Origin of the sequence: Psychroflexus salarius, from assembly GCF_900129035.1 — a bacterium.
GTDB lineage: Bacteria > Bacteroidota > Bacteroidia > Flavobacteriales > Flavobacteriaceae > Psychroflexus > Psychroflexus salarius.
The window spans coordinates 1-12,219 of record NZ_FQTW01000008.1 but is presented as its reverse complement, the minus strand read 5'-3'; the positions used below and the strand labels follow the sequence as shown (position 1 = coordinate 12,219).

The window sequence follows — 12,219 nt, the reverse complement described above, 5'->3', positions numbered from 1 at the left end:
ATTAATTTATTTTTCGCGATTAATCACATAATCTACCATTAATTTCAAGGATGACTTATAATCAGATTCAGGATATTGGGCTAAAATTTGAAGTGCTTCATCCTGAAACTGATGCATCTTTGAGGTGGCATAATCTAAACCTCCAGAATTTTTTACAAAATCTATTACTTTATTAACGCGCTTTTTATCTTTATTATGGTTTTTGATAGAATTAATAACCCAATTTTTATCTTTCTTTGAAGCTTGATTAAGCGCATATATTAAAGGTAAAGTCATTTTTTGCTCCTTAATATCAATGCCAGTAGGCTTTCCTATTTTGTGTTGTCCATAATCAAAAAGGTCGTCTTTAATTTGAAAAGCCATACCAATTAATTCGCCAAATTTTCGCATATCGTTGACATCAGATGAATTGGGTTTTACAGCGGCTGCACCAAGGCTACAACAAGCTGCAATTAATGTTGCTGTTTTTTGCCGGATGATTTCATAATAAATAGCTTCAGTAATATCAAGTTGTCTCGCCTTTTCTATTTGTAATAATTCACCTTCACTCATTTCACGCACGGCCACTGAAATAATTTTAAGAAGATCAAAATCATCATTATCAATTGAAAGTAATAAACCTTTAGACAAGAGATAATCACCAACTAAAACGGCAATTTTATTCTTCCACAACGCATTGATCGAAAAAAAACCACGACGTTGATTACTGTCGTCAACCACATCATCGTGCACTAAAGTAGCGGTATGTATTAATTCTATTACTGAAGCACCGCGATAAGTACGGTCATTTACCTCACCATCAGACACCATTTTAGCAACTAAAAAAACAAACATCGGTCTCATTTGTTTTCCTTTTCGGTTAACAATAAAATGGGTAATTTTATTTAAAAGCGCAACTTTAGAAGACATAAATAAAGAGAATTTTTTCTCAAAAACTTCCATTTCATGGGCGATAGGTTGCTTAATTTGATAGACGACTTTCATGTCTCAAAAATACCAAAGTTTATTAGATTTTAACAAGCTTAAACTTTTATTAACTTAAACTTTATTTATATTTACCGCTAAATTATAAATACACACACTATGAAAAAAATTACTTTATTATTTTCTTTATGCATGTTTTCATTAGGATACTCTCAAGTAGTCCTTACGGAAGATTTTGAAAGCAGTACTTCTATTCCAACAGGTTGGAATAATAACGATATTGCAGGAAATGGAGAAATATGGACAATTGGAACAAATGGTGAAGCCGTTGGATATAACTCACCAAATACTATTTACTATGATGCTGCCAATTTTTCAGGAAATTACGCATTATTCGATAGTGATGGATATGGTGATGGTCCAGCAGAAAGCGCTGCTTTAGAAAGTCCAGTATTTGACTGTTCAAGTTTAACTAGCGTTGTATTGAAATATAGTCATTTTTTTACAGCTGGGTTTGGCGGGCAGGCTTCTGTTGAAGTTTATAATGGTACAACCTGGGTAGAAGTTGAATCTTACACCACTCCACCAGGCGGCGATCAAAACGATTCTGAATTTGGAAACGTTGAAGTTGACGTGACATCAGAATTAGCAGGTGTTTCTAATGCCCAAGTTAGATTTGTCTGGTCTGGAAATTGGTCATGGGGCTGGGCTTTTGATAATGTTGAGGTATTTCAATGTACTGATGCAGCTCCAGGCATAACAATTAACCCAATGCCAGCTGATGCTGCTTCTAATGTTGTGGTGACTACGACTGATAATGACGAAACTCAACTTTCTTTTAGTTGGGATGCTCCAGCAACTGGTGGTCCCGTGACTGATTACTTAATTGTTATTAGTGACGATCCTACACTTGACCCTGAAGGAAATACAATAAGCGGAACATTTTCAACTAATAATCCAGGGAATATTTTTCTACCTGGCCAAAATTATTTCGAAGTAAGTACAACTTATTATTGGACTGTAATTCCTCAAAACTGTGCTGGTGGTCCATCAAGTGATCCTACAGTATGGTCTTTTACAACTGATAGCACGCTTAACAACACTGAAATTGAAGCAGAAAAAGTATTTGAATACTTTGTTTCTAACAACGTTTTATCTATCAGTTCTAACAATCAAATCAACCAAGTTGAAATTTATAATATGCTAGGTCAAGTTGTAAAAACTTTACAGCCTAACAATTCTAAAGTTAATGTTGATTTAAATGAACTTAACAATGGTATGTTTATTTCTAAAGTTAGCATAAACGGTCAAACTCAAACTTTCAAGTTTGTAAAGTAATTAGATATTAAATTAAATCTAACAAAAAACCCAGCAGAAATGCTGGGTTTTTTTAATTATTAAAATTATAATTTTAATGTTTATTTGCTAATTGACCGCAAGCTGCATCAATATCTTTTCCTCTAGAATGACGTAATGTTACTGTAATTCGATTAGCTTCTAAAGCATTTTTATATTGGGCTACTGAAGCATCTGAACCTTGTTTAAAAACACCATCATCAATTGGGTTATATTCAATCAAATTGACTTTACAAGGGATAATTTTACAAAACTCGATTAAGGCTGAAATATCTTCGCGAGAATCATTTATTCCATCCCAAACTATATATTCGTATGTTACCGCTTTACCAGTTTTTTGATACCAATATTCTAAAGATTCTGCTAAATCTTCTAATGGAAATTTGGCATTGAACGGCATAATTTGCGTCCTAACTTGATTTCTGGCTGAATGCAGAGAGACCGCTAAATTAAATTTAACTTGATCATCAGCTAACTTTTTAATCATTTTTGGAACTCCAGAAGTAGATAAAGTAATGCGCTTGGGAGACATCCCTAAGCCTTCAGGAGAAGTGATTTTTTCAACCGATTTTAAAACATTATTGTAGTTCATGAGTGGTTCTCCCATTCCCATGTAAACAATATTAGATAATGGCATGTTGTTATATAAACGACTTTCTCGATCAATCGCAACAACTTGATCATAAATTTCATCTGCATTTAAATTCCTTAAACGCTTGAGTTGTGCAGTTGCACAAAATTTACAATCTAAGCTACACCCAACTTGAGATGACACACATGCTGTTGTCCGCGAATAAGTTGGAATTAAAACAGACTCGACAGTAAAGCCGTCATGTAACTTAACGGCATTTTTAATAGTACCATCTTGACTGCGCTGCATGGTATCAACTTCGATATTATTAATCACGAAATTTGCATCAAGCATGGCACGAATTTCTTTCGAAATATTTGTCATTTCATTAAAATTATAGCAGGACTTTTGCCATAACCATTCATAAACTTGTGTGCCACGAAAGGCTTTTTTTCCCTGAGATACAAAAAAGTCTTGTAAGTCTTTTTTACTTAGTGCACGTATATCTTTCTTAGTTGCTTTCACATTGCAAAGGTAAAAGAGAAATAATGAAGTGACTAACTTTAGTTAAAAAACCTCCAAAGATTTGTTATAAGCTGCTTCAAAACTAGTCATCTTGATATTAGAGTCAGTATTTTTTTTGTTGAAATAAGAGACTAATTTTTCGGTTGGCATATTTCCTGTGAGCTTATCTTTTGCCATTGGGCAACCACCAAAACCTTTTATAGCACCATCAAATCTTTTACAACCTGCAAGAAAAGCTGCATCTACTTTATCAAACCACTGATCTGGTGTGGTATGTAAATGTGCGCCAAATTCTATTTTTGGATATTGAGGAATTAAATTTGAAAACAAATAAGCAATAGTTTCACGATCTGAAGTGCCCACAGTATCAGATAAAGACAAAATTTCTACACCCATTGAAGCCAGTTTTTGGGTCCATTGAGCCACAATGTCAACATTCCATGGATCGCCGTATGGATTTCCAAAACCCATTGATAAGTAAGCGACAACCTTTTTGTTTGAACGATGTGCAATGTTAATGATATCTTGTAAAACTTCAACTGATTGAGCAACTGTTTTGTGCGTATTTCGCATTTGGAAATTTTCAGAAATTGAAAATGGATAGCCGAGATAATCAATTTCTTCAAATTGACAAGCGTCTTTGGCACCTCTAAGGTTTGCTACAATAGCTAAAAGCTTACTTGAGGCTTCTGTTAAATCCAACTTAGACAAAACTTCAGCCGTGTCACGCATTTGCGGTATGGCCTTTGGTGATACAAAACTACCAAAATCTATGGTATCAAAACCACATTTTAAAAGTGATTGAATATAATCAGCTTTGAGTTGTGTTGAAATAAAAGGTTTAATCCCTTGCATAGCATCTCTAGGGCATTCAATAAGTTTTACACGACTCATAAGCTTTTTTTAACTTGACGTCAAATATACAAGTTTTGAAAGATTATCACTAAATTTTTAATCTGATTACACTTATACTAAAATTAGAACCGCAATAAGCAAAAAAATAACGATTTGAAAATATTTCATGCTATCACCAAAATGCTTTTGATGTTTTAAATATTGTGCTAAACGATCTGAAAAAAAGGCAACAAAGCTAAAAATCACAAAAGCTTGCAACATAAAAACACCACCAAGTAGGTAAAACTGATAAATGGTATTTTCTGTCTCATTCCATAAAAATCCAGGAAAAAATGCTAAAAAAAATAAACTCACTTTAGGATTAATTAAATTCATAATCAATCCCTTTCTGAAATAATTATTTAATGATTTTGACCCTTTAGTTATTTGAATTTCAGCTGATGGTGACTTATAAACTTGATAAGCTAAATAGATTAAATAAACTGCTCCTACTAACTTTAACGTAAAAAATACTTGTGGAAATTCTATTAGAAGTGCAGAAACGCCAAAAGCCAATAAACTCGTATGAAAAATAATACCGCTTACTAAACCAGCTGCAATGATGAGTCCACGCTTAAAACCACCAGCTATACTTTGACTTAACACATAGATAATATCTGGTCCTGGTGCTAAGGTTAATAAAATTGAGGCTAATAAAAAGCTACTCAGTTGAGCTAACATTTATTTATTACGCTTTAAAATTGCTTTGTTAATAGACTTGATCAGTTTTGGCCCATGAAAAACGAAACCTGTATAAAGCTGAATTAAATCGGCACCAGCCTCTAACTTTTCGAGTGCATCCTGAGCTGTCATTATACCTCCAACTGCAATGACTGGAAACCTAGCTGTTTGATGTTCTTTAATAAATTTTATCGCTTCTGTAGAGCGCTTTGTTAAAGGTTTACCACTCAATCCGCCTGCTTCGGCTTTGTGTTTTGATTGCAATCCATCTCGACTAATTGTGGTATTTGTTGCTATTAAGCCATCAATTTCTGTTTGCTCTACAATATCGATAATATCTATAAGTTGAGCAGTATTTAAATCTGGTGCGATTTTTAACAAAATTGGTTTTGGATTAGATTTTTTAGCATTTAATTCTTTTAAATGACTCAATAAATTGGTTAGTGGTCTTTTATCTTGAAGTTCACGTAGATTTGGTGTATTTGGTGAACTAACATTAACCACAAAATAATCTACAACCTCAAACAAAGCTTCAAAAGCATACGCATAATCGTTAATAGCTTCAGCGTTTGGTGTTACTTTATTTTTACCGATGTTACCACCGATAATAATTTCACCTTTAGACTTCAACCGTTTTACAGCTGCCATAACACCTTCATTATTAAATCCCATTCGATTAATAATAGCTTCGTCTTCAATTAATCTAAACAAACGTTTTTTGGGATTCCCAGCTTGGGGTTTTGGGGTTAAGGTTCCTATTTCAATAAAACCAAACCCAAAGTTATTCAATTCATTAATCAGTTTTGCATCTTTATCAAAACCTGCAGCTAAACCAACAGGATTAGGAAATTTAATTCCAAAAACTTCTCGCTCTAAGGATTTAGAATGTATGCAAAACTGTTTCCGAATGAGTTGATCAACAAATGGAATTTTATGCAACAACTTGATTGACTTAAAGCTGAAATAATGAATTTTTTCGGGATCAAACTGAAATAATAAAGGCTTTATAAGAGAATTATACACTGCTGAAGTTTTAGCAAAAGTAATCTATTTAAAAGGCTTTTTAAAAAATAATTGGTTTAAAGCATATGTAATCTGTATTTTTACCTAAAATTTTTCTGATGCTAGACACCAAACAATTACTTGACCGCTTTATAAGCTATGTAACTATTGACACGCAGAGTGATCCTCACTCCAAATCGACGCCAAGCACAGACAAGCAGTGGAATTTAGCCAAAAAGCTACATCAAGAATTATTAGACATTGGTCTAGAAGACGTTAGCATAGATGAAAATGCTTACATCATGGCTACTTTGCCGTCTAATGTAAGTCATGAGGTCCCAACTATTGGTTTTATTTCTCATTTTGACACCTCACCAGATTTTTCGGGTACCAATGTTAAACCACAAATTCATGAAAATTATCAAGGTGGCGATATAATTTTAAACAAAGCCAAAGATATTATACTTTCTCCAGCCTATTTTGAAGACCTTAACAAATACATCGGTAACACTATCATCACGACAGACGGAACAACACTTTTAGGTGCAGATGATAAAGCTGGCGTCACTGAAATTGTTTCAGCAATGGCTTATCTTATTAAACATCCTGAAATTAAACACGGAAAAATAAGAGTTGGTTTTACCCCTGATGAAGAAATTGGCCGTGGCGCACATAAATTTGATGTTGAAAAATTTGGTGCAGAATATGCTTACACCATGGATGGCAGTGAAATAGGAGAATTAGAATACGAAAATTTTAATGCCGCTGAAGCTAAAATACACTTTCACGGTCGTATTGTACATCCAGGATATGCTAAAGGAAAACTTAAGAATGCTATGTACATGGCGACTGAATTTGTAGAAAGTTTACCTAAAAATGAAGTCCCTGAAAAAACTGAAGGTTATGAAGGCTTCTTTCATTTAACTGATATGAATGGAGAAGTTGAAAAAGCCTATCTACATTACATTATTCGCGACCATGATAAAACAAAATTTGAAGCCCGAAAAGAGCTTATTTACAAACTTGGTCAATTATTAAAAGACAAATATGGTGAAGATGCCATAACAGTTGAAGTGAACGATCAATATTTTAATATGAAAGAACAGGTTTTACCTGTAAAACATATTGTAGATATTGCCGAAGAAGCCATGAAAAGTTTAGATATTACGCCTATTTTAAAACCTATTCGCGGTGGGACTGATGGCGCGCAGCTTAGTTATATGGGTTTACCATGTCCTAATATTTTTGCTGGCGGACACAATTTTCATGGAAAATTTGAATATTTACCTTTAGAAAATCTAATCAAAGCCACAGAAGTTATCATTAAAATAGCCGAATTAACGGCTAAAAAATCTAATTAAATTGTCCTTTAAGAGTATTTTATTAATCTTTATTGGTGGTGGCTTAGGCAGTATAGTTCGTTATTATCTAAGCCACTTGATGAATAGCTATCAGTTAATAAAATTCAATCTAGGAACGCTCAGTGTTAACGTTATTGGTAGCTTTTTTATTGGACTTATATTAGGTTATGTTTTAAAATCGCAACCTGAAAATCAAAATCTAATTAGCTTTGCTGTCATAGGCTTTTGTGGCGGTTTTACTACTTTTTCAAGTTTCAGTTACGATAATTTTCTGTTACTTAAGCAAGGCGATTATCTTCAATTTTTAATCTATGCTGTAGGCAGTTTAGTGGTTGGTTTATTAGCTGTAGCTGTAGGATTTTTAATTACCAAATTTTAATCAATAAGCTTTTTCTCTATCTACCTCATTTTTAAGTCTCTTATTGTTTTCCATCCTGTTGAAATTATCTAAAATTTGATTAACCACAGAATTAGGGTCGGTCATACTAGCTACATGAGGTGTTACTGAAACTTTTGGATGAGACCACAATTTAGATTCTGTTGGTAAGGGTTCAGTTTGAAAAACATCTAAACAAGCTAATGAAAGATGGTCTTCGTTTAAAAGTTGAATTAAATCATCTTCAACCATATGTTGACCTCTTGCTACATTAATAACTTGAGCATTTTCAGGAAGCTTCTTTAAATTATTATAGTTTAAAATAGCCTTTGTACCTTCAGTAATCGGTAATAAACAAACTAAAATTTGGCTTTCAGCTAGAAATTGGTCAAGTTCATCTTCTATAAAACTGGTAATACCTTCAATGTTTTTTCGACTTTTTGATAAGCTATTAACCTTAAATCTGTTAAGCTTAAGTTGTTTTGCTGCTGCTTTGCCTAAAACGCCAAAGCCCATGACACCGACTTTTACGGCTTCAGGCTGCTGATAAGATTTAATTTCCCAATGCTTATCAAGTTGGTTTTGAGCATGAAATTTTAAATTTCTAATACCGTATAAACAATTTAATAGCACAAAATCTGCCATATCTTTTGTTAAATTATCATCTACGATTCTAGTGACTTTAACAGATTTAGGAATAGTTTTATCTTTTAAAATGTGGTGAACACCAGCCCCCATTGACGCGATAACTTTAAGGTTAGGAAACTGAGCAAAAACACCTTGTTCATGTTGCCAAGAAATGGCAAAATTTATAGAACTAACATCTTTAACGTCTGGATAAACCTGAATGTCAAGATCTGGGTTTTTATCCTTAAAGGCTTTTACCCAAGGCTTTGGGTCACGATGGTTACAAACTAAAACTATGGACATTTTTTAAAATTTTAGAATTAAAAACGAAATCGGTTTTCTAAGGCAAACTTTAAAAGATCACTTTTTCCTTTTAACTTCAACTTATGTATGATGTTTTTTCTGTGGGTATAAATTGTGGTTAACGCTGATTGCCTAATTTCTGCAATTTCTTCACTTGTTTTTCCTTCAGCAATTAGATTTAAAATTTCTGTTTCAGAATTAGAAAGTAATGATTTGTAATTTGAAGACTCATTATTTTCAGCTAAACTAGAAATAGCTTCGTCATAAAAACTTCTGCCACTGTGAACCGTTTCTATGGCTTTAAACAAAGTTTCTAAGGGCGATGTTTTAACCACATAACCTGAAGCGCCTGCTGCTTTAATTTCATCGACAGCTGATATTTGATCAAACATTGAGAAGGCCACAACACCTATATTTTTAAATGATTCAGAAATTAATTTAGTTAAATGAATACCACTCATTCCATTCATTTTAATATCGGTTACAACAACATCTACATTTGAAATTTCTAAATTAAGAAATAAAGCTTCAGCTGAAGTTGCTTGCAAAACAAGTTTAAAATTAGGCATTTGTTTAATCTTTAAAGCAAAGCCATCTAAAAGCGATTGATGATCATCTGCTATGGCAACTCTAATCATAATTTACATTAATTATAAAGGTTGAACCACGACCTAACTTAGCATCAATATCAAACGTACCGCCAAGCTCTTCAACGCGTTTTTGAATTGAACTTAGTCCCATTCCTGAAGTTTTTAATTGTTCAGGTTCAAAACCTTTTCCGTTATCTTCAATAATAATATTGACAGACGATTCGTAAACGTTTAAATTAATATCAAGTTGAGTCGCTTCAGCATGTTTAATGGTATTTGTAGAAAGTTCTTGTATAATCCTAAACAAAGAAACTTCAATATAAGATGGCAGTTGAATTTCAGAATTAAATACAGAAAGATTGACTTGTATATTATGAAGTTGAGATATGGTTTGTTTTAATTCATTTAAAGAACGAACTAAACTTTTTTCAGCTGAAATTCCGCCGTTATTTTTATGTGCTAAAGCACGTATATCCTTATAAGTTTGAGAAAGTAAATTATAAGTTGTATTGAAGACATCACGTTGACTTTGATCTGAAATTTGATCTTTTAACACTGAAAAATAAGCATTAATTGAAGCTAAATTTCCACCAACTTGGTCGTGTAAATCACTTGCAATTCTTTTACGCTCTTTGTCTTGTCCCTTCAGCATAGCATCAACAGATTTAAGTTCTTGTTCTTTTAAGAGTTGCTGATTTTTCTGGAATTGAATTTCTGTAGACTGTTCTGCGATTAATTGTTTGCGCTTGATGTTTTTGTAGACTAGAAATGAAACAAAAACGACAACAACAAAACCGCTTAAGCTAGCATAAATGAGGTTTTGTTGCCGTTCATTTTTTTGCCGTAAGATTAAGTTTTGTTTCTCTTTACGTTCTGTTTCAAATCTTGTTAAGGCAATATTCTGCTTTTCTATATTTAAACTATCGCGATATTTCATTGATGCATCAAGGTAATAGTAAGCCGAATCGTATTGACCAAGTGCCTTATAATCTTGAGCAAGTAATTCATAATTAAAAGCTGTTAAATCGTAATCGTAACTGAGATTTCTGTAGTTGTTAGCTTGTTTTAAATAATTTATAGAGGCTTTATAATTACCTTGAATGCGCTCTACTTCACTAAAATTAATATAAATAAGAAGTGATTTGTTTGGTAGATTTAAATCTTCATAAATTTTGAGTGACTTTTGAAGATAGGCATTAGCCGAATCTTTATTAAACTCAACATCTATATAAAACAATGCTTTATAAGCATTTAACATACCGTAAGTTAAAGGATTTTTATCTAAAGAGTTATAATAAAATGCCTTATCAAAATAATTTAAAAAAGCTGAATTATCTAATGTATCTAGACTATTAAATGCAAGTTCAATTTGAAGGTTGGCTAACTGATTAGAGTTATTGAGTTTTCTAGCTGTCTTTGCATATAAATCAAGATAATTTGTACGTTCACCTATAAAATCGCCTTCAAGCAAAATATAAAATAAATCAAGATTAATTTCATTATAGCGTAATTCATGACCTGTTTTCAAGAATAATTCTTGAGCTCGCTGAAGATGATTTACCGCTAAATCATAATTAGTATTACGGTCGTATAAATCGCCTAAAATATTGAAATAATAAGCTTTCTGATCAGTTGTTAAATCTAGGGTATCTAATTTTGCTAATGTCTTGAAGCCTTCATTAAGTTGCTTAGTAAAATTAAAATAGTTGGCTTTGATTAACAGCTTATTATTAGGTGAAAATTGATTGTTTTTTAATCGCTGTTTTACTTCCTTAACTTCTCCTCGCTCAAAAAGACGATCTATTTCAGGTGTTTGTCCAAAACAAAAATCTATGGAGCTTAAAACCAATACCAATAAAATAATTTGCCGCATGATTAATAAAATATCACACTAAAATATAATTTTAGAATTAAAAACTCTACATTTAAGATTATAAAAAAACCACATCTTAAAAAATGTAAGATGTGGTTTATAATAATTTGTGACCCAAGTCACCGATACTTCTAACTTAGTGTCTGATGTTAAGAAAGTTATAATTTTTGATGTGTGATTTTAAAATTGAGGAATAAAAAAATATCCCCAAGCATAAAAAATTATGTTTGGGGATAATTTGTGACCACGGCAGGATTCAAACCTGCAACCTTCTGAGCCGTAATCAGATGCGCTATTCAGTTGCGCCACGTGGCCTAAATTTGCTAAAATAGAATATGTTTTAGCGGGTGCAAATATATTTCTTTTTATACTTTTACCAAAGAAATACTTTGTTTTAATTATGAAATTAGAAAAATATATCAGGACAGTTCATGACTTTCCTAAAAAAGGAATCTCCTATAAAGATATTACACCTTTGCTGCAGAATGCTGATGCAACAAAAGAAGTCGTCAAGAAATTAGCAGAACCTTTAAAGAATCAGCATATCACAAAGGTTGTGGGTATAGAATCGAGAGGTTTTCTTTTTGGGATGTTGTTAGCAAGTGAATTAAATGCTGGCTTTATACCTATTCGTAAGCTAGGCAAATTACCATTTGATGTTGAAAGTCAGTCTTATGATTTAGAATATGGCACTGATCAAATTGAAATTCATCGAGATGCCTTAAACGTAAATGATAGGCTTGTTATTCATGATGATGTTTTAGCTACTGGTGGTACTGCACAAGCAGCTTGTAAGCTAATTAACAAATTAGGCGGAAACATTATTGAACTTAATTTTTTAATCGAATTAAATGATTTAAAGGGTAAAGAAAAAATTATTGAATACCCATACCGAAGTTTACTTAACTATTAAAATCACAAAAGCTGCAATATTGCAGCTTTTGTGATTAAATGTGAACACTTAAGTTTTATCGTTTTAAAGTAAAGTGTGATTTAAATATTGTTTTTTCTCCTGTACGTGGTTCTACATAATCTATCGTGAACCAGTAATCGTCTGATGGTAAAACCTCACCTTGATAAGTCCCATCCCAACCTGATTGATCTGGTGTTAATTTATACAAGTGTTTCCCATAACG

At 32.5% G+C, this 12,219-nt stretch carries 13 protein-coding genes and 1 tRNA gene; 4 read left to right on the top strand and 10 right to left on the bottom strand.

All coding sequences use genetic code 11. The annotated features are described in order from the left end of the window. Positions 1-6 precede the first annotated feature (6 nt). Positions 7-984, bottom strand: coding sequence for a polyprenyl synthetase family protein (locus BUB82_RS09545; protein ID WP_073193394.1), 978 nt, complete (start codon positions 982-984; stop codon positions 7-9). Between the two features lie 99 nt (positions 985-1,083). On the opposite strand from BUB82_RS09545, the gene BUB82_RS09540 reads away from it, so the two are divergent. Continuing rightward, positions 1,084-2,262 carry a T9SS type A sorting domain-containing protein gene (locus BUB82_RS09540; RefSeq protein ID WP_073193393.1) on the top strand — a complete coding sequence of 393 codons (1,179 nt, stop codon included), beginning with the start codon at positions 1,084-1,086 and terminating at the stop codon, positions 2,260-2,262. Between the two features lie 73 nt (positions 2,263-2,335). Here BUB82_RS09540 and rlmN read toward each other — a convergent pair whose 3' ends face one another. The 4 genes from rlmN to BUB82_RS09520 all read right to left on the bottom strand — a co-directional run bounded on the left by rlmN (position 2,336) and on the right by BUB82_RS09520 (position 5,974). Beyond that, on the bottom strand, positions 2,336-3,376 hold the full coding sequence (rlmN, locus tag BUB82_RS09535) for a dual-specificity RNA methyltransferase RlmN (protein WP_073193392.1): 1,041 nt from the start codon (positions 3,374-3,376) through the stop codon (positions 2,336-2,338). Between the two features lie 42 nt (positions 3,377-3,418). Beyond that, the gene (locus BUB82_RS09530) at positions 3,419-4,270 is read right to left on the bottom strand and encodes a hydroxymethylglutaryl-CoA lyase (protein WP_073193391.1); all 852 of its coding nucleotides are present in this window, start codon (positions 4,268-4,270) and stop codon (positions 3,419-3,421) included. A gap of 72 nt (positions 4,271-4,342) precedes the next feature. After that, positions 4,343-4,951: a LysE family translocator gene (locus BUB82_RS09525; protein ID WP_073193390.1), complete on the bottom strand. Its 609-nt coding sequence runs from the start codon at positions 4,949-4,951 to the stop codon at positions 4,343-4,345. Further along, entirely contained in the window at positions 4,952-5,974 is a 1,023-nt protein-coding gene (locus BUB82_RS09520) for a quinone-dependent dihydroorotate dehydrogenase (RefSeq protein WP_073193389.1), read from the bottom strand. Between the two features lie 98 nt (positions 5,975-6,072). Here BUB82_RS09520 and pepT point away from each other — a divergent pair, with 98 nt between their 5' ends. Together pepT and crcB are read left to right on the top strand one after the other, a co-directional pair. Next, positions 6,073-7,314 carry a peptidase T gene (pepT, locus tag BUB82_RS09515; protein ID WP_073193388.1) on the top strand — a complete coding sequence of 414 codons (1,242 nt, stop codon included), beginning with the start codon at positions 6,073-6,075 and terminating at the stop codon, positions 7,312-7,314. Position 7,315: 1 nt separating this feature from the next. Continuing rightward, entirely contained in the window at positions 7,316-7,693 is a 378-nt protein-coding gene (gene crcB, locus BUB82_RS09510) for a fluoride efflux transporter CrcB (protein ID WP_073193387.1), read from the top strand. Here crcB and BUB82_RS09505 read toward each other — a convergent pair whose 3' ends face one another. From BUB82_RS09505 to BUB82_RS09490, 4 genes are all read right to left on the bottom strand, one after another. Beyond that, positions 7,694-8,620 (bottom strand): 2-hydroxyacid dehydrogenase, encoded by a 927-nt coding sequence (locus BUB82_RS09505; RefSeq protein WP_073193386.1) that lies wholly within the window; start codon positions 8,618-8,620, stop codon positions 7,694-7,696. Between the two features lie 17 nt (positions 8,621-8,637). Next, positions 8,638-9,258, bottom strand: coding sequence for a response regulator (locus BUB82_RS09500; RefSeq protein ID WP_073193385.1), 621 nt, complete (start codon positions 9,256-9,258; stop codon positions 8,638-8,640). Further along, positions 9,251-11,083, bottom strand: a complete 1,833-nt coding sequence (locus tag BUB82_RS09495; protein WP_073193384.1) for a tetratricopeptide repeat-containing sensor histidine kinase — start codon at positions 11,081-11,083, stop codon at positions 9,251-9,253. The genes BUB82_RS09500 and BUB82_RS09495 overlap by 8 nt, the downstream gene beginning before the upstream one ends. A 241-nt stretch (positions 11,084-11,324) precedes the next feature. Beyond that, positions 11,325-11,398 (bottom strand) — tRNA-Arg (locus BUB82_RS09490). A gap of 85 nt (positions 11,399-11,483) precedes the next feature. Here BUB82_RS09490 and BUB82_RS09485 point away from each other — a divergent pair. Further along, positions 11,484-11,996, top strand: a complete 513-nt coding sequence (locus tag BUB82_RS09485; protein ID WP_073193383.1) for an adenine phosphoribosyltransferase — start codon at positions 11,484-11,486, stop codon at positions 11,994-11,996. 55 nt (positions 11,997-12,051) lie between these two features. Here BUB82_RS09485 and BUB82_RS09480 read toward each other — a convergent pair. After that, the coding region (locus tag BUB82_RS09480) for a T9SS type B sorting domain-containing protein (protein ID WP_143185674.1) at positions 12,052-12,219 on the bottom strand (168 nt) is incomplete at its 5' end.

Bases quoted from the DNA above. Each gene is read 5' to 3' on its own strand.
- BUB82_RS09545 (WP_073193394.1), bottom strand. From the start codon at position 984: ATGAAAGTCGTCTATCAAATTAAGCAACCTATCGCCCATGAAATGGAA.
- BUB82_RS09540 (WP_073193393.1), top strand. From the start codon at position 1,084: ATGAAAAAAATTACTTTATTATTTTCTTTATGCATGTTTTCATTAGGA.
- BUB82_RS09530 (WP_073193391.1), bottom strand. From the start codon at position 4,270: ATGAGTCGTGTAAAACTTATTGAATGCCCTAGAGATGCTATGCAAGGG.
- BUB82_RS09525 (WP_073193390.1), bottom strand. From the start codon at position 4,951: ATGTTAGCTCAACTGAGTAGCTTTTTATTAGCCTCAATTTTATTAACC.
- pepT (WP_073193388.1), top strand. From the start codon at position 6,073: ATGCTAGACACCAAACAATTACTTGACCGCTTTATAAGCTATGTAACT.
- BUB82_RS09505 (WP_073193386.1), bottom strand. From the start codon at position 8,620: ATGTCCATAGTTTTAGTTTGTAACCATCGTGACCCAAAGCCTTGGGTA.
- BUB82_RS09500 (WP_073193385.1), bottom strand. From the start codon at position 9,258: ATGATTAGAGTTGCCATAGCAGATGATCATCAATCGCTTTTAGATGGC.
- BUB82_RS09495 (WP_073193384.1), bottom strand. From the start codon at position 11,083: ATGCGGCAAATTATTTTATTGGTATTGGTTTTAAGCTCCATAGATTTT.
- BUB82_RS09485 (WP_073193383.1), top strand. From the start codon at position 11,484: ATGAAATTAGAAAAATATATCAGGACAGTTCATGACTTTCCTAAAAAA.